Source organism: Micrococcus sp. iso_239 (assembly GCF_056173395.1).
Genome location: NZ_CM149672.1, coordinates 2,252,537 through 2,272,218, shown reverse-complemented (window position 1 = coordinate 2,272,218; position 19,682 = coordinate 2,252,537). Strand labels below are relative to the sequence as shown.

Sequence of the window (19,682 nt, the reverse complement as noted above, 5' to 3'; positions counted from 1 at the left end):
CGTGGCCAAACTCGTGTGTAGCAGTGCCCTTGGCTATGAGATCGACCGCGACGCCGCTGCGAGCCGAGGCCTTTGAGATGGCCGTGCGGTTGACCTGAATGGTAAAGCTACGAGCCGCCCGGGTTCCGCTGGGGGTGTACAAGCCCAGCCAAGGCTGGGTGACCGCGACGTCCTTTGCCTTCTTCACATTCGACGAACTGGTCCTGCTGATCGATGAGACGCTCGACCATGCCGTTCGCCCAAAGTTCAGCCGGGAGGTCCACGTGCTATTTGATCCGATGATCTGCGTGGTGAAGTACGTGGAACCGTTCCCGTATGGATAGTAGTCAGCCGCGGCAGAGGGTGCGTGAGCGAGCACCAGGGCAGCCGCTGCACCGAGGCTAACCAATCCCCTCCGCAGGGTAGAGCGTCGGGTGGGGGCGTTGGACAAGAGCCTGTTCATGTGAACCACCTTGTGTGTGATATAGAACACACTCAACGTATTCCGCCCCTAACCCCCCGACAAGAGGTCGGCAAGATTCGCTAGGTACGAACCGGCCGGTGGCCATGGACGTGTTGTCCTGGTATACCCCAGCGGGACGGCACAGAACGTCGTGCCGTCCCGCTGTTTGCTCATCGGCCGACGGAGAGCTCGATCAGTTGCGGGCTGCTGCAGCAGGCGTCGCCGGCTGGGGCTGGGGCGTCGCAGCTGCCACCGAGGTCGGTGGTGCATACGCCGGTCTCGGGTAGTTCGAGGTGGACTGCGTCGGCTGCTTTGCGGTCGCCGGCCAGGGCTGCTGCGATGGAGCGGACCTGTTCGTAGCCGGTGGCCATGAGGAAGGTGGGGGCGCGGCCGTAGCTCTTCATCCCCACGATGTAGAAGTTCGTCTCCGGGTGGGCGAGGACTCGCTCACCGTGAGGCTCGACGGATCCGCAGGAGTGGAACTCGGGATCGATCAGCGGCTCCAGCTGGGACGGTGCTTCGACGGCCGGGTCCAGGGCCAGGCGGAGTTCGGAGAGCATTCCGAGATCAGGGCGGAACCCGGTGGCGGGCACCAGCACATCGACGCTCACTTCTCGCTCCCCGTCCGGGGTCACAGCGTGGACGGTCAACGTGTCGTCGGCTCTGAAGCGAGTGATGGTGAAGGAGGTGAGGACCGCGATGCGTCCGGAGTCGACCAGCTGGCGCAGTCGCGAGCCGAGCGCTCCTCGGGCTGCGAGTTCGTCCTGGTCGCCGCCCCCGTAGACGCGGGTGAGGTCTGCGGTGCGAGCGGCCCACATGATGGTGGTGTCGGCCTCCAGGTCCGCGAGGTCCAGCAGGGTATTGGCGGCTGAGTGGCCGGCACCGGTCACCATGACTCGCTTGCCGGCGAAGCGGTCACGGTCGCGGCCCTGCACGTCAGGCAGCGGCGCGGTGATGTGGCCCGCGGCGCGGGCCTGCTGCTCGCCGGGAGCAAGGAGCCCGGCCTGTCCGAGGGGGTTGGGCGTGGACCAGGTGCCGGAGGCGTCGATGACCGCGGAGGCGAGCACGTCTTCGCTGTGCCCGTCGGTGGTCTGGATCCGGACGAGGAAGGGGGTCTCCTCGCGGCGTGCGGTGCGGGTCTTGTCGATGCCGGCGCGGGAGACGGCGGTGACCCGCGCCCCGTAGCGGATCGACTCGGCGAGCTGGGGAAGCTGCGCGAGCGGTTCGAGGTAATGCTCGCGCAGTTCGTGACCGGTCGGGAGAACGTCGGCGTCGGGTGCGGTCCAGCCGGCAGCTTCGAGGAGACGCTGTGCGGCGGCGTCGAGGTTGTGCTGCCACGGCGAGAAGAGCCGCGTGTGCCCCCACTCGGCGATCGCGGCTCCTGCCGCGGTCCCGGCCTCGAGGATCAGGAACGGCAGGCCGCGCTCAGAGAGGTGGGCAGCGGCGGCAAGGCCGATGGGGCCAGCGCCGATGACGACAATGGGATGTGAGTTCGTTGCGGTGGTCAAGATGATGAGTCTCCTTGCTGCGGGGCGGTCAGTTCGCGGTGCCGGTGAGGTCGGTCAGGAGCTTGCGGACGTGGGTGTCGATGTCGTCGCGGACCAAGCGCATCCGCTCCATCCCTTCGATGCCGCGCTGAGAGGGCTCATCGGTGTGCCAGGTCGTGACCGGCGCGGTCATGCCCTCGACGGGTTTGATGACGGCTTCGTCGCCGATGACGATCACGTGGTCGACGCTTCGCAGCAGCTCGGGGGTGACCGGCTGCGGGACGGCGGAGGACATGTCCGCGCCGACCTCGGCGATCGCCTCCGCGGACTGGGCGTTGATGGCGGTGCCCGGGCGGGTGCCGGCGGAATGCACGTCGACCTCATCCCCGGCGTGATGGCGCATGAGGGCGGCGGCCATCTGGGACTTGCCGCCGTTCTTCACGCAGACGAACAGGACTGAAGGGCGCTTCGTGGTCATGGCGAGGGGATCCTTCTGTGGGGTCATCGGGTGGGGGCGGTGGTGTCGCCGGGGAACAGGCGCCGCCCCATAGCGAGGGCGACGTAGACGAGGGCGACGAGGACGGGGACTTCGATCAGCGGGCCGACGACGCCGGCGAGGGCCTGGCCGGAGGTGACTCCGAAGGTGCCGATGGCGACGGCGATGGCGAGCTCGAAGTTGTTGCCCGAGGCCGTGAACGCGACGGTCGTGGCCTTCGCGTAGTCGAGGCCGATCGCGCGGCCGAGCAGGAAGGACCCCAGGAACATGACGACGAAGTAGACCAGCAGCGGCAGGGCGATGCGGGCCACGTCCCCCGGTGCGGAGATGATCGCGTCGCCCTGGAGGGCGAACAGCAGCACGATGGTGAACAGCAGCCCGTACAGCGCCCAGGGGCCGATCTTCGGGAGGAACCGCTCCTCGTACCAGGTCCGACCCTTGGCTCGCTCACCGAGGATGCGGGTCAGGAACCCTGCGACCAGCGGGATCCCGAGGAAGATCAGCACGCTGAGGACGATCGCGCCGATCGAGAACTCGGCCGACGTGGTCGGCAGCCCCAGCCAGGATGGCAGCGCCTGGAGGTAGAACCAGCCCAGGGCACCGAAGGCGATCACCTGGAAGACGGAGTTGATCGCGACCAGCACCGCGGCTGCTTCTCGGTCACCGCAGGCGAGGTCGTTCCAGATGAGGACCATCGCGATGCAGCGTGCGAGTCCGACGATGATCAGGCCGGTGCGGTACTCTGGAAGGTCGGCCAGGAAGATCCAGGCCAGGGCGAACATGAGTGCCGGGCCGACGATCCAGTTCAGCACCAGCGAGGTCACCAGCAGGCGTCGGTCCGCGCCGATGCGCCGGGTCTCGTCGTAGCGGACCTTCGCCAGGACCGGGTACATCATCACCAACAGTCCGATCGCAATGGGCAGGGACACGGATCCGATCTTCACCGCTTCCAGCGCGGTGTTCAGGCCGGGGATGAACCGCCCCAGCAGGAGACCCACTGCCATGGCGGCCAGGATCCACACCGGGAGCCAGCGATCAAGGAAGGACATCTTCTTCATCACGCGGGGCTGCTCCACATCCTTGGTGGTCGTACTCATAAGGGGGGCTGAACCTTCCATCGACGGATATCGATGCGAACGCTATGCTTCACATCGATGACTGTCAATGTAAGGTGGGGGCATGTCCACGACGACCGCGATCACAGCTGCCGGGCTCGAGACGATGAACGGCCCTGAGGAGTGCTGCAGGCTCTCAGCGGGGCCCGTCGACAGCGTCGAGGCCGAGAGGATCGCGTTCTTGCTCAAGGCGCTTTCCGATCCGACCCGTCTCCGGCTTCTATCCCATGTCGCTGCTCAGGGCTGCAATTCGGTCTGCGCCTGTGATCTCACCGAGCCGCTGGGCATCAGCCAGCCGACCGTGAGTCACCACATGAAGAAGCTCGTCGACGCTGGCCTGCTCACGCGCGAGCAGAAGGGCCGCTGGGCGCACTACTCCGTTGTGCCGTCGGCCTTCGCCGAGCTCCGTTCCTTCCTCGACATCGCCTGAACCCCCGCCGCCGACTTTGGAGATCCTCCTGACCGCACGGCCCAGTGTCCTGTTCGTCTGCGTCCACGACGCCGGTCGCTCGCAGTCCGGTTAGCCGGCGACGCGTTGGTCCGCTGCCACCGCCGGGTCCAGCAGGACCTGCATGGCCACCGCGGCCGCACGGGCGACCCGCTCTACTCCGCCCGTCGAACCCTGCACGCCGGAACCGGGTTGCTCACCGACAAGCAGAGGGCCCGGCTCGAGGCCACTTGGGGGACCTGCCAGCGGATGATCAGCGCCTACCGCGAACCCGACAAGGCCCGAGGAAAGGAGTTGATGGATGGCGTGCACAGGTTCAGGAGGAGGTGACAGGCAGGTCCTTCGGAGACTTGCGCTGTCCGCACTGCCCGGAACGACCGGGCTGCGCCCTTGGGCAGGGTCACAGCATTTCCAGTGGTCGCGGTCCGCTCGGGGGCGGAAACGCACGGTCCAGAGCATCCAGGTCTTCGCGGGTCAGCTCCACGTCCAGTGCTGTGGCGTTGTCTCGCACGTGCTGCGGGCTGCTCGCCTTGGGGATCGTGCAGAGCGAGTCGCGGCGCAGCACCCAGGCGAGGGCCGCCGCCGCGGGGCTGACGCTGTGACGGGCCGCGACGTCGTTCAGCGTCGTGTCCTGAAGGATGCGGCCCTGCTCGATCGGCGAGTACGCCATGACCGGCAGCTGGTGGTCGGCGCACCACGGCAGCAGGTCGTACTCCGGTCCTCGCCGCGACAGGTTGTACAGCACCTGATCCGTGGCCAGCCCGCCGCTGCCCGGCACGTCCTGCAGGTCGGCGAGGGCCCGGTGGTCGAAGTTGCTGACGCCCCAGTATCGGATTTTCCCGTCCTCGACGAGATGGTGGAAGGCCGCGACGGTGTCCTGCAGCGGGTACCTGCCCTGCCAGTGCAGCAGGTAGAGGTCGATCCGATCGGTGCCCAGGCGTTTCAGGCTGCGTTCGCAGGCCGCGATCGTGCCGGAACGGGAGGCGTGGGACGGCATGACCTTGCTGACCACGAACGCCTCGTCGCGGCGACCCGCCAATGCTTCACCGACCACCTCCTCCGCGCCGCCGTCGGCGTACATCTCGGCGGTGTCGACCAGCGTCATGCCCAGCTCGAGGCCGGCGTGCAGCGCGGCGACCTCGTCGCCGCGGCGGCCGGGGTCCTCACCCCAGCCCCAGGTGCCCTGGCCCAGCACAGGGATGGACTCCCCGCTCGGCAGCGTCATCCGTCGCATCCGGGATCACTTCCTTCTGGTTGTCCTGAGGTGGGACGTGGGCTGAGATCCTCGAAGGGCCGACGCGTCCTCGACCGGTGCCGGCTTATAGGAGGGTGGCGGGTACCGAGGTGCCGGGTGTCGAGCTGGTCGTCAGCCCCGCCTGTGCCATGTGGCGTACCGGGCTGCTCACGAGCGGTTTCCGGCGCTGGTGGGCTGGACAGTACCACCACGGCGGAACAGAAGGCAGAGGTCATCGGGTGAGCGGCTGGTGGCCAGGTTCCCGTCTCGGGCGGCCTCTTGGTCCACCACGTTCACGCCGGCGTTGCGCAGGTCGGTGCGGATGCTGGGGAATGAGGTCAGGGCCCGGCCGGTCACGAGACGTCATGGCCCTGCCCGGACTGCCCGGCCACCCCGCCTTACGCCCCCGCTCGCCAGTACTGGCCGCGGTCCGCGAGATGCTCGGCGGGCCGCAGACCTCGTTCCTGCTGATCGCCGGTCAGCACAACGCCCAAGCCGACCGCTGCCTCGGTGTCGCCCCGGGAACGCACCCCGGCCGCCCACACCCTCGCCCCTGCAGTAGACTCCTGAACACTGTTCAACTCGTCGGGCACTCGCCATGCGCCCCGCGCCTCGGCTGAGCGCCCCCTCGCACTCGCTTCCGCACCAGGAGTCCCTCCATGAGCACTTCCGTGCCCTCGTCCCACGACGGCCACGTCCGCCCCGCGGCCACCACGACGACGGACCGCCCCGCCGACGCCGGCCGCCCCCGTCGCGCTTCCGCCGGCGGCAGCCTCGCGCGCATCGCCGTCATGACCGCGCTGATGGCCGTCCTCGGTCTGGTGCCACCGATCGCGGTCGCCGGTGTGCCCGCCCCGATCGTGCTGCAGAACATCGCCGTGATCCTGGCCGGTGTGATCCTCGGCCCGTGGCGCGGGGCCGCCTCGATGGCGCTGTTCGCCGGCCTCGTGGCCCTCGGCCTGCCGCTGCTCAGTGGCGGCCGCGGCGGCCTGGGCGTGTTCGCCGGCCCGACGGCCGGCTTCATCCTCGGCTGGATCCCGTCCGCGCTGATCGTCGGCCTGATCTTCTGGGCCCTCACCTCCCGGGCCCGCCCCGGCCTCGGCGCCGGACGGGTCGCGCTCGGCGCGGCCGTCGCCGGGCTGATCGGCGGCGTCGTGATGGTCTACTTCTTCGGCGTGCTCGGCTTCGTCGGGATCGCCGGGATGGAGTTCGGCGCCGCCGTCCTCTCCATGGCCCCGTTCGTGCCCGGTGACCTGATCAAGCTCGTCGTGGCCGTCATCCTCATCGTCGGCCTGTGGAAGGCCTACCCCCGCGCCTTCCGATGAGCCCGGACCGTTCCGTCACCCTCACGGGCGTCCGCGTCGAGGCCGACGGCCCCGAGGGCGTCGTCGTGCTCCTCGACGGCGTGGACCTCACCCTCACGGCCCCGCGTGTGGCGGTGATCGGGGAGAACGGCTCCGGCAAGTCCACGCTGGCCCGCGCGATCGCCGGGCTGGCCGACGTCGTCGCCGGGGAGGTGACCGTGCACGGGGTGGACGCCGTCCGGGACGTGAAGGCGCTGCGCCGCACCGTCGGCTTCGTGTTCGCGAACCCGGCCGCGCAGATGGTCATGCCCACCGTCCGGGAGGACGTGGAGCTTACCGTGAAGTCGCTCAGGGGCGACGCCGGCCGCCGCCTGACCAAGGACGACGTCGCCGCGCGCGTGGCCGCGGCGCTCCAGGAGCACCGGCTCACCGCGCTCGCGGACCGGGCGTGCCTGTCCCTGTCCTCGGGGCAGGCGCAGCGGCTGGCGATGTGCTCGGTGATGACCGCCGGGCCGTCCCTGGTGATCGCCGACGAGCCGACCTCCCTGCTGGACGGCCGGCACCGGCGGATCGTGGCCGACCGGCTGCTGGCCGCCGACCCCTCGGCCCCGGACGGGTTCCAGCTGCTGCTGGTGACCCACGACCTCGAGCTGGCCCGTGCGTGCGACGAGGCGGTGTGGATCCACGGCGGCCGTGTGGAGCGGACCGGCCCGGCCGAGGACGTGGTCGAGGCGTACGAGCGCTTTCTGGACCACGCCGTGGCGGCGGAGCTGCGCTGATGCTCTCCCTGTACATCCACGGCGACTCGCCCCTGCACCACGCCCGCGCCGGCCTCAAGACGGGCCTGTTCGCGGTGTGGGTGCTGGCCCTGACCCTGCTGCCGCTGTCCCTGTGGACCGCGGGCGCCGCCGTGGTGGGTGCCGTGACCGCGTATCTCGTGGGCTTCGGGCTGCGGCGCGGTGCGGCGATGATCGCCTCCGACCTGCGCGCTCTGTGGCTGTTCTACGTGGTCCTGTTCGCGGCGCAGTGGATCTTCACCGACGCGTTCGCCGCCGGACTCATGGTGGCGCGCGTGCTCGGGCTCGTGCTCACCGCGCAGGTGTTGACGCGCACCACCCGGATCGCGGACATGACCGGGGTGGCCGAGGCGGTGCTGCGGCCGGTCGAGCGGATCCCGTGGGCGGGGCCGCGCCTGGTGCGGGCGGGGTTCCGCGCGGACCGCGTGGGCCTGGCGATGGGCCTGGTGCTCTCCTCGATCGGCCACCTGCGCGCCCTGGCCGAGCAGATCCGGCATGCGCAGGCCGCCCGCGGGGTGCGGATGGCGCCGTGGGCCTGGGCGCTGCCGCTGCTGGTGCTCAGCTTCAAGCACGCCGACGACGTCGGGGACGCCCTGGCCGCCCGCGGCATCGACTAGAGCCGCCCGCCCCCGGACCGCGTGGGGCGGCGGGCCGGCTCAGAGGGGGTTGTCCAGGGGCAGACGGTCGCGGTCGTAGGTGATCTCGGTGAAGCCGTGGGGCACGGGCTTGCCGTCCTCGCCCAGGGACACGAACACGATCTTGTCGATGGTCAGGATCATCTCGCCGGTCACGATGTTCCGCACCTTCGCCCGCATGGTCAGGGACGTGCGCCCGAACTCGGTGGCGCGCAGGCCCATCTCGATCATGTCGCCCTGCTTCGCAGAGGCCAGGAAGTTGATCTCCGAGATCAGCTTCGTCACGCACCGCGGATTGCCCAGCTGCAGGGTCGCGTAGATGGCCGCCTCCTCGTCGACCCAGCGCAGCAGCGAGCCGCCGAAGAGGGTGTTGTTCGCGTTGAGGTCCTCCGGCTTGACCCACTTGCGGGTGCGGAAGTTGACGTCGTCGTGGGCGGCGCGGTCGGCCGAACGGGTGAAGAGCGTGGAGTCCATGGCCCCACGGTAGAGCGACGCCGACGCCGGCACGAGGGAGGGCGCCCGATGCGGAGACGTGCTCGACCGGGCCGTAGGGTCGCCGGCAGGGATCCGCAACGGACCACACAGGAGGGACCCGACCGATGACCATCCGCCCCCACCCCGACCCCGCCACACCCGACGCCACCTGGCGCGATGTGCCGGTGGTCGGCTTCACGGTCGCCGCCGGCATCGCCGTCCTGTTCTGCCTGGTCTGGCTCCTCCGGGACGGGCTCACCACCGACTACACGTGGGGGCTGCTGCTGGCCCCGGTGCTCATGGGCGTGGCCGGGGTGGCGGTGATGGTCCTCTGGGAGCGGCTCCTCGTCCGCGTCCCGCGGCTGGCCGCCACGCTGGTGGTCGGCGGCGCCCTCCTGGCCTTCGTGCTGGTGCTCGCCTGGTGGCTCGTGGAGGTGAACGCGCAGACGCACCTGTTCACCGGGAGCACGTTCTGGCTGCTCGCCGTCGCCCCGGTCTGCGCGGGCCTCGCCTGGCTCGCACACCGGCTGCTCCCGGCGGCCCGCCGGCCCGTGGAAGAGCCCCCCGCCGCCCTCGACGACGACGCCTGGGCCCGCCGCCTCGCCGGCGTCCTGCGGCTGCGCAAGGACCTGCCCGACGCACGGGTGGCCGAGATCGTCCGTGACGCGCGGGCACGCGGCGCCGCGGCCGGGCGCCCGCTGGCCGAGGAGCTCGGCTCCCCGGAGTCGTACGCCGCGGGCTTCCGGAAGGACCTGGTCATCGCGCCCCGCCGGCGGGCCTGGGCGGTCACCGCGCTCGTGCTGCTCATCCTGGCCACCCGTCTCCCGGGCGTGGTGGCCGGGGAGGGGCTCAGCGCGTGGGACGTCGCGTACCTGCTGCTCGCCGTCGTCGTGCTGGTGTCGGAGTGGCGCGACTATCGGGCGGCGGTGCGCCGGGAAGACCCGGAGACTGGGGGTCGCTGAACTCCTCCTGACACAGTTGCATCACGGCCCGCACCCGCTCGCTGGGCGGGAATGCGGGGTGCCACGCGAGGACCACCGGCTCCACTTCCGTCGCCGGTGCAACGGGCAGGCTCACCACCGGCAGCCCCTCCCGGCTTGTGGTGGACTCCACGGCCGTGAAATGCAGGCCGTACCCGGCGCCCTGGGCGACGAAGGAACGCATGAGCTCCAGATCGCCCACACGCTGGATCACGCGCGGGGTCTGCCCTCGCCGGCGCAGGATGTTGAGGGAGTTCGCGCCGCTGGGCGACCGGTCCAGAAGTACCAGGGGCTCGCCCTGGAGATCGGCGAGGTCCACGGTCCGGCCGTGCGCCAACGGGTGGTCTCCTGGCAGGCAGACCTTCACGCCGAGGCGCAGCAGTGGGGCCGTGGCCATCTCCACCGGCAGGTTGACGGCGTACGTCACTGCCACGTCCACCTCGCCCCGCGTCAGTCGGTCGGCCAGGGTGTGACCGTCGCCCTGGGAAACGGTCAACCGGACACCGGGCAGGGAGTCGACGGTGCGCCGCCACACGCGGGGCAGTAGTGCTGAGGCGAGGGGGCCATAGCAGCCGAGTGAGACCGGCCCGTGCACCGCGGCGTCCTCCGCCGCCGACTCGACCACCTGGGCTGCCTGGCGGAGCAGCGCCCGGGCGCGGGCTACCACGCGCTCGCCGGCCGGGGTCAGCCTCGCCCCCGTGGCGCGCTTACGCTCGGTAAGAGCCGTGCCGCTGATCCTTTCGAGCGCGTCGATATTCTGCTTGACGGCGTTCGGGGTGACGTGCAACCGCCGCGCACTCTCCACGAACGTGCCGGCGTCGGCCAGAGCCACCAGGTGTTCGAGCTGGCGCAGCGTGAGTCGTGGATCCAGAGTCATGGCAGACCCCCTCTTCTGCGTTTTGGTGGAAGAATAATTCAGTTGAGCTGTTGGTGAGGCATGAATCACAGTAGCAGCATGACCCTCACCGTCCCCCGCCGCCTGACCCCCGCCTCCGCCAGGCCCGCCCCCGTCGCCGACTGGGTGTCCATCCCGCAGCTTTACACGGATCCGTTCCCGACCTTCGAGCGCCTGCGCGCGGAAGGCGGCGTGCACTGGGTGCCGGCAGTGAACCGCTACCTCATCACCACCTACTCCGCAGTGCACACCACCGAACTCGACCAGGAGACCTTCTCCGCGAACGAGGACGGCTCGCTCATGAAGCGTGCGATGGGCCACCCCATGCTCCGCAAGGACGACCCCGAGCACCACCCGGAACGCCGCGCGTACATGCCCACCCTCAAGCCGGCCACGGTGAAGAAGGTCTGGACGCAAATCTTTCACCGCCAGGCGGACCGCTTCGTGGCGGAACTGCGGGAGAAGGGCCCGGGCGCCGACCTGGTGTGGGACTTCGCCGCCCCCTTCACTGCCGAGTCGCTGCGCGCCGTCACCGGTCTCCACAACGTCACGCAGGCGGACCTACAGCGCTGGTCCCAGTGCCTCATCGATGCCACCGGCAACTATGCGGACGACCCGGAGGTGTGGGCACGCGGGGCCCAGGCCTCCGAGGAGGTGGATGCGGCACTCGACGAGATGATCGAGTGGCACCTGCGGCACCCGGACCACTCCCTCATCTCGGGGCTGCTCTCCTTCCCGGACTACCAGATGCCCCTCGAATCGATCCGCTCGAACCTGAAGATGACGATCGGGGGCGGGTTGAACGAGCCGCGGGACGCGATCGGCGTCGCCACCTGGGCCCTGCTCCGTGACCCGGCCCAGCGCGCGCTCGTGGCCGAGGACGACTCGCGCTGGCACGCCGTGTTCGACGAGGCGATCCGCTGGGTGGCGCCCATCGGCATGTATTCACGTCAGGTCACCCGGGACACCGTGCTGGACGGGGTTCACCTGCCCGCCGGTGCCCGGCTGGGCATCTGCCTGCTCTCCGCGAACCGGGACGAGACGCAGTGGAAGCATCCCGAACGGTTCGACCTCACCCGCACAGGCGAGGGTGCGCACCTGGCGTTCGGGAAGGGGGTCCACGTCTGCGCCGGCGCCTGGGTCGCCCGCGCGCAGGTAGCAGACGTCGCCCTGCCGCACCTGTTCCGCTCGCTGCCCGGCCTCGGCCTCGACCCCGACCGGGAGGCCATCCCCGGCGGGTGGGTGTTCCGCGGCATGGACACGTTTCCCGTGCTCTGGGACGAGCCGGGCCGCCGTCGCCCCCAAACGGACGAGACTGCCGCGGACACGACGGCCGAGCCGACCGACGCGCTGGCGGGGGAGAACCGCCACATCGCCGTGGTCGGTGCGGGGCCCGCGGGCTGCTTCACGGCTCAGGCCCTCCGCCGTGAACTCCCGGGTGCCCGGGTGACGGTGTTGGACCGCCGCCCGACCCCCTACGGCCTCATCCGCTCGGGTGTGGCGGGGGACCATCAGGGCACCAAGTCCGTCGCCGACCAGTTCGCGCGCGTCTTCGAGAACGAGGACGTCGACTTCGTGGGTGGGGTCCGGGTCCGTCACGGCGAACCCGCCGAGGACGTTGTCCTCACCGGCCGGCCGGGTGTCTTCGGCCCTGCCCTCCGCTCCCAGGACGCCGACGGTGCGGAACTCACCCTCGCTCAGCTGCGGGAGGCCTTCGACGCCGTCGTGATCGCCACCGGGCTGGACGCCGACCGCGCGCTCCTCGTCCCCGGGGGCGACCTGCCCGGCGTATACGGGGCCGGCCGGCTGACCCGCTGGCTCAACGGCGACCCCGTCGAATGCGCCGCCGTGGCCGCGGGTGCGGCGGTGCGCATCGGGCCGCGTCCCGCCGTTGTCGGCCTCGGCAACGTCGCCATGGACGTGGTGCGTCTGCTCGCTCGCGACCGCGCTGACGTGGACGGGACCGACATCCTCGACGACGCCCACGCCGCCCTAAGCGCCGACTTGCAGGAGTTGCACGTGATCGGCCGCTCCTCCCCGGCGGAGGCGGCCTTCGACCCGGTGATGCTACGGGAGATCGCCGCGCTGCCGGGCGTGTCCCACACCGTCCACGGGCTCACCCCCGAGGACGAGACGGCCGAGGATCCGCGCAGCAGCGTGGTGCGTGCCCTGCCCGCGCAGTCGGCCCCCGAGTCGCGGCTGCACGTGCACTGGTGGTTCGGCACGAACCCGGACGCCGTGACCGCCCACGAGGGCGCCGTCACGGGACTGCGGATCCGCGTCCGGGGCGAGGAGGTGGCACTCCCGGTGACCTCCGTGGTGACGGCGATCGGTTTCACGGACGGGCAGGACGCGCTGCTCCCGCAGGCGGAGATCGAACCGGAAGCCCGGGAGAGCGGCCGGGTGGAGCCCGGGCTCTACCTGGCAGGGTGGGCCCGGCGCGGGCCGCGGGGCACCATCCCGACCCAACGCGCCGACGCGAAGGCCCTGGCCGTCCAGATCGCCGCCGACCTGGCGGACGCCGAGCGCGGACCCGATACCTGGCGGGGCCTGGGTGTGTTGCGCCCCTACCTCGACCGCGCCTCCGACTACGAGGGCTGGCTGCGGATCGACGCCGCCGAACGTGCCGAGACGTCCCCGGGCCGTCCGCGGCGGAAGATGACCGACGCCCGGCGGCAGCGCCTGCTCAGCCGCGGGGCGTGGGAGCCCCTCGGGCGCCGCGACGCTGGCCCCACCCCGTCCGGCGAGCCAGACGACGGCCGGCCCCCGCTGCGCATCGTCTACGGCACCGAGTCGGGCAACGCCGAGGTGGTGGCCGAGGCGCTGGCCGTGCGGCTCGCGGAACGGTTCGCGACCTCGGTCCAGGACCTCGCCGACGTCGCACCGGAGGACCTGGCGGGGGAGAGCGTCGCCGTCGTGGTGTGCTCCACCTACGGCGACGGGGAGCTACCGTCCTCCGCACGCGGATTCTACGAGCGGCTGACGGGCGGAGGGCAGCGGCTGGACGGCCTGACCGTCGTGCCGTTCGGGCTCGGGGACCGCACCTACGGCACCACGTACACCCGGGGCATCGACCTGATGTGTGAGGCGCTCACGGCGGCCAGCGCCACCCTGGCGGTCGAACCCGGGCGGCACGACGCGGCCAGTGGCCTCGCCGCCGCCGACGTCGCCTGCACCTGGGTGCAGGACCATCTCCCCCTCCTCACCCGGTCCGCCACGGCGGACGACTCCCAGTGAAGGGCACGCCCATGACCACGACACCCCCGACCATGACGCGCACCCACGCCGTGAACCAACGGCGGGTGGCGGCCGCGACACTCATCGGTACGACGATCGAGTGGTATGACTTCTTCATTTACGCCACGATCGCGGGCTTGGTCTTCTCCCAGCTGTTCTTCGAACCGGCGGGCGAGTCCCTGGCCCTGATCATCACGTTCGCCTCCGTGGGGATCTCATTCCTGTTCCGGCCGCTGGGGGCTTTCCTGGCCGGCCACTTCGGGGACCGGGTGGGTCGGAAGAGGGTCCTGATCGTGACCCTCGTGGGCATGGGGTCGGCCACCACACTCATCGGACTGCTCCCCACCTATGACGAGGTGGGCCTCGCCGCCCCCGTGATGCTGCTAGTGCTACGCATCGTGCAAGGCGTCTCCGCGGGAGGTGAATGGGGCGGCGCCGTGCTGATGGCGGTCGAGCACGCCCCGCGCCACCGCCGAGGGCTCGCCGGAGCGATGCCGCAGGCGGGCGTCCCCCTCGGCATGCTTCTCGCCACCGCCGTGACCGCCCTCATGACCGGCGTCATCACGCCGGGCGATGCGTTCATGGAGTGGGGCTGGCGGGTGCCCTTCCTGCTCTCGGTCGTCCTGATCGTGGTCGGGCATCTCATCCGCCGTGCCGTGGACGAGTCGCCGGTGTTCAACGAGATGGCGGCCCAACGCGAGGAGCAGAGCGCTCCGATCCCGGAGCTTTTCCGGAAGCATGGCCCGCTGGTGATCCTCGCCGCGCTCGTCTTCGTCGGGAACAACGCGATGGGGTACATGTCCACGGGGGGCTTCATCCCGGCATATGCGACGGGTCCGAATGTCGGACTGGAGCGCACCGAGGTGCTGCTCGCCATGACGTGCGCCTCGGGTGTATGGCTGGTCTCGACGATCTTCGCGGGCTGGATCTCGGACCGAGTCGGTCGTCGCCGGATCTACCAGATCGGGTACGTCTGGCTCTTCCTGGTGGCAGTCCCGTTCTTTCTGCTCATCGACACGGGCCAGCTGCCCAACCTGTACCTCGCGCTGATTGCGGTATGCATCGGTACCGGCTTGACCTACGGGCCGCAATCTGCGCTGTACGCAGAGTTGTTCCCTGCGTCGGTTCGGTTCTCCGGGGTGTCGATCGCCTACGCCCTTGGAGCGATCCTCGGCGGTGCGTTTGCCCCGACCATTGCTCAGTGGCTCCTCACCGCGACCGGGACGTCCCTGTCCGTCTCGGTCTATCTGATGTGTGTGATCACCGTGTCTTTCGTGGCCGTCACTCTGGTGCGGGATCGGCCGGGGATCGACCTCGGCGTCGGCAATCAGGTGGAACAGGAGAGGGGGGCGACGATCTTCGGCGGGCGCCGGAGCGGACACTGACCCCGCCGCTTCAGGCCCCCGCGGCGGCCAGCACCCGCGCCACGTAGCGGCGGTGCACCTGGTGGATGACCTCGATCAGTCCGCACCCGAGCGCGGCGACCACCAGCGCGGCCACGAGCACGTCCGTGGGCGGGACCTCCATCTGGTGGTACCAGCGGGAGGCCGGCACCAGCACGACGGCGGCCAGCACCGCGTACATCGCCAGGATGAGGACCACCACGCGCGCGCTCAGCGGCCGGGACATCACGCTGAGCACCCACAGGCCCAGCAGGGTCAGGGTGATCATGAACGCGGCCTGCTGGCGGGCCAGGTCGACGTCGCCGGCGGTGAGGCGCACGTACGTCTGCAACGCCACCATGGACAGCAGGATCACCGCGCCGGAGGGGATCGCGAACCGCAGCGCCCGCCCCAGGAACCCGGGCACGTAGCGGCGCGGGTTCGGCAGCAGCGCGAGGAAGAACGTGGGCGCGCCGATCATGATGAAGTCCACCGTGGAGGCCTGCCGCGGCAGCAGCGGGAACTGCCACGCGAACAGGGAGAACACCACGCCGAACAGCAGCGCGTACGTCGTCTTCGTCAGGTAGATGTGCGCGAGCCGCTCCATGTTCGCGATCACCTGGCGGCCCTCGCCGAGCACGCGCGGCAGGCGGTCGAAGCGCCCGTCCAGCAGCACCATCCGGGACACCGCCTTGGTGGCCGGGGCCGCGTTGCCCATGGCGATGCCCAGGTCCGCGGTCTTCAGGGCCAGGGCGTCGTTCACGCCGTCGCCGGTCATGGCCACCACGTGCCCGCGCGACTGCAGCGCCTGCACCATCGCCTTCTTCTGGTCCGGGCTGACGCGGCCGAACACGCTGTGCTCCGCCATCACGTCGGCGAGCTCCCCGGGCTCGTCCGGCAGGGTGCGCCCGTCATAGGCCTGACCCGTCACCTCGAGGCCCACCTCGCGGGCCACGGCGGCCACGGTGCGCGGGTTGTCCCCGGAGATCACCACGGTCCGCACGCCCTGCGCGTGGAAGTAGTCGAGGGTCTCGGCGGCGTCCGGGCGCACGTTCTCGCGGAACGTCACGACGGCGACCGGGACGCCTCCGCCGGGCAGCGCATCCCCGATCAGGGGCTCGTCCGTGCGGGCCAGCAGCAGCACGCGGCGGCCGGCGTCCGCGTCGGCGTGGACCTGGGCGCGGACGGCCTCGGCGGCGTCGGGGCCGAGGAGCCGCTCGTCCACGAGGGCCTCGGGTGCGCCGAGCAGCCACGTGCCGGCCGCGGCCCCAGCCTCGGGGCCGAACGCGACCGCCGACCACCGGCGTGCGGAGGAGAACGCCACCTGGGCCGCGGGGTCCACGGCCGGGACGGCCGTGAAGGGCTCGCGCAGGGCCGCCGCGGTGGGGTTCACGTCCGGGTCCGCGCCGAACCAGGCGAGCACGGCCCGAGCCCCGTCGCCGACCTCGGCCGGGGCGCCGTCGTCGTGGGCGCCCGGGGACGCATCCACCGAGGCGGGCGCGGTGAGCCGGTCGAACCGGACGCCGCCCTCGGTGAGGGTGCCGGTCTTGTCCAGGCAGACGGTGTCCACGCGGGCCAGGACCTCCACGGCGGGCTGCTCCTGGATGAGGACCTCCTGCTGGGCCAGCTTGAGCGCGGCCACGGCGAACGCGATGGTCGTCATGAGCGCCAGGCCCTGCGGGATCATGCTGGTCACCGCCGCCACGGACGCGATCAACGCGGGCTCCAGGGCGGCCTCGCGCGGCTGGGAGAGGGCGAGGGCCCAGCCGCCGACCGCCGTCATCTGGCCGTGCACGATCACCGCGATGATCGGCACCAGGGCGATCGTCAGCCAGCGGGCCACCTTCTCCAGGGCGCCGCGCAGCTCCGAGCGGATGGCGGAGTAGCGGCGGGCCTCGGCGCTGAGCCGGGCCGCGTGCGAGGCCGAGCCCACCGCCGTCGCGCGCACCAGGCCCGCGCCGGCCACGACGGCCGAGCCCGAGAGGACGGCGTCCCCGGGGGTCTTGGGCACGGGGTCGTTCTCCCCGGTGAGCAGCGCCTCGTCCATGTCCAGGCCGTCCGAGACGAGGACCTCGCCGTCCACGGGCACCTGGTCGCCGCGGCGCAGCACCACGACGTCATCCCGCACGATCTGCGCCATCGGCAGGGGCACGCGCGCCCCGTCCCGGATGACGACGACGTCGTCCTGGTGCAGCAGCGCGATCCGGTCCAGCTTCCGCTTGGCCGAGTACTCCTGGACCACGCCGATCACCACGTTGGCGACGGCCGCCAGCGAGAACAGCAGGTCCAGCCAGCGGCCCATCAGGATCACGACGACGGCGCACAGCGCGATCGCCAGGTTGAACAGCGTGAACACGTGCACGCGCAGGATCTGACCCAGCGAGCGGGACGTGTCCCGCGACTGGACGTTGACCAGGCCCGCGGCCTCCCGCTCGGCGACCTCGGCGGCGGTGAGCCCGGTGATCCCCGCCGCGCCGGTGAACCCCAGGCCCGTCCCGCTCTCGGGGGCGGACGGGTGCGCGGACGCAGGGGAGGGGGAGGCCATGGCACAGAATCTACCCAGCCGGCGTGGGGCCGGGCATCCGACGAGGGGATGAACCCGGGTGCGACCGCAGGCGGGACTGCGGGTGGGGCGGGCTCACTCGCCGGTCTGGCCGTCGATGCCCTCGCGCAGCAGGTCGGCGTGGCCGGCGTGGCGGCCGTACTCCTCGATCATGTGGGTGAGGATCCACCGCAGCGAGACCGGGTCCCGCCCCTCCCGGATCCGGTGGGCGCGGGCCAGGGCCGCGGCGCCGTCGTCGCCGTCCGCCGCCAGCAGGTCCACCACGATCTGCCGGGACCGCTCCACCTGGCCCTGCCACAGGGCGCGCAGGTCCGCCGCGGAGTCCTGCGCCGCGCTGTGCCAGTCCCAGTCGGGGTCGGCGTCGAAGTCCGCGCCCACCCAGGGCGCCGAGGTGGGCTCGCCGAGGGCGACGGCCTCGAACCACCAGAACTCGACGAACGCGAGGTGCTTGAGCAGGCCGCCGAGCGTCATCGCGGACGGGTGGCCCGGCAGCCGGCGGTGCAGCGCGGCCGTGTCCAGGTCCGCCGTCTTCCACTCGATCGTGGCGCGCAGGAAGTCGAGGAAGCCCAGCAGGGTGGCGGCCTCGCCCGCGGCGAAGGGCGGCTCGGGGCGGCCCTGGTCGTCGTAGAACACGGTGGTCATGGCGGCCAGGCTACGCCCCACCTCGCGTTTTCGTTCGGGAAACGGCGCGTCCGGGGGCGGGGGCGCCCGGGAGCGGGCGGGGTGAGCTCGCGGGGTGAGCGCCGGCGGACCTGGAACGCGTGCGGTCGCTCTGAGCCTGCAAAGTGCGCCCATACCGAGCGCAGGCGTTCCCGGAACGGGCGGGCCGGCGTCGTCGGCCTGCCGGACGAGATGCACGACGTTCTCGCGGTCGGAGGCGATCCGGTGCCAGATGTTGCCCAACGTCCCGGCCTTCGTGGCGGTCTACGAGGCGCTCATGCGTCTGGGCGCGGTGATGGTGCCGCTCAACCCGCTGTTCACCGCCCGTGAGCTGGAGTACTTCCTCGAGGACTCCGGGGCGCGCATGCTCTGGGCCATGCCCGGGCTGCCGGCCGTGGACGAGGCGGCCGGGAACGTCGACGTCGAGGTGGTCACCCTGGACCTCGAAGCGGTCGGGCGGGAGTGCGCCGCCGAGGGCATCGCCCCGGTCACGGAGATCACCCTGCGGGACCCCGACGACGACGCCGTCCTGCTCTACACCTCGGGCACTACGGGGCGGCCCAAGGGTGCCCGGCTGACGCACACGAACCTGCGTTCCAACGCCATGGCGACGGCGACCGGCCTGGGCCGGCTCGGCCCGGACGACGTCGTGTTCGCGGCGCTGCCGATGTTCCACGTGTTCGGGCTTTCGGTGGTGCTCAACGGGGCGGTGTTCGCCGGGTCCGCCCTGTCCCTGATGCCGCGGTTCGAGGCGGCGGACTTCTCGAGGCTGCGCATGCCCCTCTCCGGCGGTGCGAGCCTGCCGGTGGAGACGCTGCGCGCGGCGGAGAAGCTGTACGGCGTGCCCGTGTTCGAGGGCTACGGGCTGTCCGAGAACGCGGGCGCGTGCTTCTTCAACCCCGTGGACGCGCCGACCCGTCCGGGCACCGTGGGCCGGCCGGTGGACGGCTTCGAGTTCCGGATCGTCGCGATGGACGGCGCCGAGGTGCCCGAGGAGGACCTCGAGGCCTCCGGTGAGCTGCGCATCCGGGGCGAGGGCATCATGGCCGGCTACTGGGGCCGCCCGGAGGACACGGAGGCGGCGTTCGACGAGGACGGCTGGTTCCGCACCGGGGACATCGCCCGCCGGGACGAGGCCGGGTACGTGATGATCGTGGACCGGCTCAAGGACGTGATCATCCGCGGCGGCATGAACGTGTACCCCCGCGAGGTGGAGGAGGTCCTCTACGAGCACCCGGACGTGGTCGAGGCCGCCGTGGTGGGTGTGCCGGACGAGCGGCTGGGCGAAGAGATCGCCGCCTTCGTCTCGCTGGCCCCGGGCAGCGCCGTCACGGGGGAGGAGCTCCGGGCGTTCGCGGCCGAGCGGCTGGCCCGCTACAAGCGGCCGCGGGAGGTGACCGTCCTGGACGGGCTGCCGAAGAACGCCACGGGCAAGATCCTGCGCCGCGAGCTGCGTCAGGGGTGAGGGGCGCCGGGCGGTCTGGGCGCGGGTCGTCTGGTCTGAGTGAGAGGAACGACGGACAGGTGGCCTCT

At 71.3% G+C, this 19,682-nt stretch carries 17 protein-coding genes and 2 pseudogenes; 10 read left to right on the top strand and 9 right to left on the bottom strand.

The genetic code is table 11. The features are described from left to right. Positions 1-158: 158 nt before the first annotated feature. On the top strand, positions 159-323 hold the full coding sequence (locus AC0VX2_RS10555) for a hypothetical protein (protein ID WP_167754963.1): 165 nt from the start codon (positions 159-161) through the stop codon (positions 321-323). A gap of 289 nt (positions 324-612) precedes the next feature. Here AC0VX2_RS10555 and AC0VX2_RS10550 read toward each other — a convergent pair whose 3' ends face one another. The 3 genes from AC0VX2_RS10550 to arsB are packed head-to-tail and all read right to left on the bottom strand — an operon-like array spanning position 613 to position 3,522. Continuing rightward, positions 613-1,950, bottom strand: coding sequence for an FAD-dependent oxidoreductase (locus AC0VX2_RS10550; protein ID WP_186303266.1), 1,338 nt, complete (start codon positions 1,948-1,950; stop codon positions 613-615). 28 nt (positions 1,951-1,978) lie between these two features. Beyond that, complete coding sequence (locus tag AC0VX2_RS10545) at positions 1,979-2,407, bottom strand: arsenate-mycothiol transferase ArsC (protein WP_002855764.1); 429 nt, start codon at positions 2,405-2,407, stop codon at positions 1,979-1,981. Between the two features lie 23 nt (positions 2,408-2,430). Continuing rightward, the gene (gene arsB / locus AC0VX2_RS10540) at positions 2,431-3,522 is read right to left on the bottom strand and encodes an ACR3 family arsenite efflux transporter (protein WP_095347761.1); all 1,092 of its coding nucleotides are present in this window, start codon (positions 3,520-3,522) and stop codon (positions 2,431-2,433) included. An 82-nt stretch (positions 3,523-3,604) separates the two neighbouring features. On the opposite strand from arsB, the gene AC0VX2_RS10535 reads away from it, so the two are divergent. Together AC0VX2_RS10535 and AC0VX2_RS10530 are read left to right on the top strand one after the other, a co-directional pair. Beyond that, positions 3,605-3,970: an ArsR/SmtB family transcription factor gene (locus AC0VX2_RS10535; RefSeq protein ID WP_036334534.1), complete on the top strand. Its 366-nt coding sequence runs from the start codon at positions 3,605-3,607 to the stop codon at positions 3,968-3,970. Between the two features lie 84 nt (positions 3,971-4,054). After that, positions 4,055-4,291, top strand: a pseudogene (locus AC0VX2_RS10530) (ISL3 family transposase); the annotation flags it as partial. A 97-nt stretch (positions 4,292-4,388) separates the two neighbouring features. Here AC0VX2_RS10530 and AC0VX2_RS10525 read toward each other — a convergent pair. After that, positions 4,389-5,213 (bottom strand): aldo/keto reductase, encoded by an 825-nt coding sequence (locus AC0VX2_RS10525; protein WP_225348738.1) that lies wholly within the window; start codon positions 5,211-5,213, stop codon positions 4,389-4,391. A 237-nt stretch (positions 5,214-5,450) separates the two neighbouring features. Beyond that, a pseudogene (locus tag AC0VX2_RS10520) lies at positions 5,451-5,582 on the bottom strand (DJ-1/PfpI family protein); the annotation flags it as partial. Between the two features lie 299 nt (positions 5,583-5,881). On the opposite strand from AC0VX2_RS10520, the gene AC0VX2_RS10515 reads away from it, so the two are divergent. Genes AC0VX2_RS10515 through AC0VX2_RS10505 form a run of 3 tightly spaced genes read left to right on the top strand, consistent with a single transcriptional unit; the run spans position 5,882 to position 7,940 of the window. Further along, on the top strand, positions 5,882-6,547 hold the full coding sequence (locus AC0VX2_RS10515; protein WP_119217728.1) for a biotin transporter BioY: 666 nt from the start codon (positions 5,882-5,884) through the stop codon (positions 6,545-6,547). After that, positions 6,544-7,305 (top strand): energy-coupling factor ABC transporter ATP-binding protein, encoded by a 762-nt coding sequence (locus AC0VX2_RS10510; RefSeq protein WP_119217729.1) that lies wholly within the window; start codon positions 6,544-6,546, stop codon positions 7,303-7,305. The genes AC0VX2_RS10515 and AC0VX2_RS10510 overlap by 4 nt, the downstream gene beginning before the upstream one ends. After that, a complete protein-coding gene (locus AC0VX2_RS10505; RefSeq protein ID WP_073117262.1) occupies positions 7,305-7,940 on the top strand; it encodes an energy-coupling factor transporter transmembrane component T family protein in 636 nt (211 codons plus the stop codon). Before AC0VX2_RS10510 ends, AC0VX2_RS10505 begins: the two co-directional genes overlap by 1 nt. A 39-nt stretch (positions 7,941-7,979) precedes the next feature. Here the strand turns inward: AC0VX2_RS10505 and AC0VX2_RS10500 are convergent, their stop codons facing one another. Beyond that, positions 7,980-8,432, bottom strand: a complete 453-nt coding sequence (locus tag AC0VX2_RS10500; protein WP_049147545.1) for an acyl-CoA thioesterase — start codon at positions 8,430-8,432, stop codon at positions 7,980-7,982. A 125-nt stretch (positions 8,433-8,557) separates the two neighbouring features. Here AC0VX2_RS10500 and AC0VX2_RS10495 point away from each other — a divergent pair, with 125 nt between their 5' ends. Further along, positions 8,558-9,394, top strand: a complete 837-nt coding sequence (locus tag AC0VX2_RS10495; RefSeq protein WP_144819868.1) for a hypothetical protein — start codon at positions 8,558-8,560, stop codon at positions 9,392-9,394. Here AC0VX2_RS10495 and AC0VX2_RS10490 read toward each other — a convergent pair. After that, positions 9,282-10,289, bottom strand: a complete 1,008-nt coding sequence (locus AC0VX2_RS10490) for a LysR family transcriptional regulator (RefSeq protein WP_119217731.1) — start codon at positions 10,287-10,289, stop codon at positions 9,282-9,284. The genes AC0VX2_RS10495 and AC0VX2_RS10490 overlap by 113 nt on opposite strands. Before the next feature lie 78 nt (positions 10,290-10,367). On the opposite strand from AC0VX2_RS10490, the gene AC0VX2_RS10485 reads away from it, so the two are divergent. Beyond that, a complete protein-coding gene (locus AC0VX2_RS10485) occupies positions 10,368-13,544 on the top strand; it encodes a cytochrome P450 (RefSeq protein ID WP_136940116.1) in 3,177 nt (1,058 codons plus the stop codon). A gap of 11 nt (positions 13,545-13,555) precedes the next feature. Then, on the top strand, positions 13,556-14,929 hold the full coding sequence (locus AC0VX2_RS10480; RefSeq protein ID WP_205800319.1) for an MFS transporter: 1,374 nt from the start codon (positions 13,556-13,558) through the stop codon (positions 14,927-14,929). A 10-nt stretch (positions 14,930-14,939) separates the two neighbouring features. On the opposite strand, the gene AC0VX2_RS10475 is transcribed toward AC0VX2_RS10480, so the two are convergent. Continuing rightward, entirely contained in the window at positions 14,940-17,471 is a 2,532-nt protein-coding gene (locus AC0VX2_RS10475; RefSeq protein ID WP_101965955.1) for an HAD-IC family P-type ATPase, read from the bottom strand. 93 nt (positions 17,472-17,564) lie between these two features. Continuing rightward, positions 17,565-18,131: a DinB family protein gene (locus AC0VX2_RS10470; RefSeq protein ID WP_010080071.1), complete on the bottom strand. Its 567-nt coding sequence runs from the start codon at positions 18,129-18,131 to the stop codon at positions 17,565-17,567. A 250-nt stretch (positions 18,132-18,381) separates the two neighbouring features. On the opposite strand from AC0VX2_RS10470, the gene AC0VX2_RS10465 reads away from it, so the two are divergent. Continuing rightward, complete coding sequence (locus AC0VX2_RS10465) at positions 18,382-19,614, top strand: AMP-binding protein (protein ID WP_240756417.1); 1,233 nt, start codon at positions 18,382-18,384, stop codon at positions 19,612-19,614. Positions 19,615-19,682 lie beyond the last annotated feature (68 nt).

Bases quoted from the DNA above. Each gene is read 5' to 3' on its own strand.
- AC0VX2_RS10535 (WP_036334534.1), top strand. From the start codon at position 3,605: ATGTCCACGACGACCGCGATCACAGCTGCCGGGCTCGAGACGATGAAC.
- AC0VX2_RS10470 (WP_010080071.1), bottom strand. From the start codon at position 18,131: ATGACCACCGTGTTCTACGACGACCAGGGCCGCCCCGAGCCGCCCTTC.
- AC0VX2_RS10490 (WP_119217731.1), bottom strand. From the start codon at position 10,289: ATGACTCTGGATCCACGACTCACGCTGCGCCAGCTCGAACACCTGGTG.
- AC0VX2_RS10480 (WP_205800319.1), top strand. From the start codon at position 13,556: ATGACCACGACACCCCCGACCATGACGCGCACCCACGCCGTGAACCAA.
- AC0VX2_RS10495 (WP_144819868.1), top strand. From the start codon at position 8,558: ATGACCATCCGCCCCCACCCCGACCCCGCCACACCCGACGCCACCTGG.
- AC0VX2_RS10465 (WP_240756417.1), top strand. From the start codon at position 18,382: ATGTTGCCCAACGTCCCGGCCTTCGTGGCGGTCTACGAGGCGCTCATG.
- AC0VX2_RS10505 (WP_073117262.1), top strand. From the start codon at position 7,305: ATGCTCTCCCTGTACATCCACGGCGACTCGCCCCTGCACCACGCCCGC.
- AC0VX2_RS10525 (WP_225348738.1), bottom strand. From the start codon at position 5,213: ATGACGCTGCCGAGCGGGGAGTCCATCCCTGTGCTGGGCCAGGGCACC.
- AC0VX2_RS10545 (WP_002855764.1), bottom strand. From the start codon at position 2,407: ATGACCACGAAGCGCCCTTCAGTCCTGTTCGTCTGCGTGAAGAACGGC.
- AC0VX2_RS10515 (WP_119217728.1), top strand. From the start codon at position 5,882: ATGAGCACTTCCGTGCCCTCGTCCCACGACGGCCACGTCCGCCCCGCG.
- AC0VX2_RS10500 (WP_049147545.1), bottom strand. From the start codon at position 8,432: ATGGACTCCACGCTCTTCACCCGTTCGGCCGACCGCGCCGCCCACGAC.
- AC0VX2_RS10475 (WP_101965955.1), bottom strand. From the start codon at position 17,471: ATGGCCTCCCCCTCCCCTGCGTCCGCGCACCCGTCCGCCCCCGAGAGC.
- AC0VX2_RS10485 (WP_136940116.1), top strand. From the start codon at position 10,368: ATGACCCTCACCGTCCCCCGCCGCCTGACCCCCGCCTCCGCCAGGCCC.
- AC0VX2_RS10510 (WP_119217729.1), top strand. From the start codon at position 6,544: ATGAGCCCGGACCGTTCCGTCACCCTCACGGGCGTCCGCGTCGAGGCC.
- arsB (WP_095347761.1), bottom strand. From the start codon at position 3,522: ATGAGTACGACCACCAAGGATGTGGAGCAGCCCCGCGTGATGAAGAAG.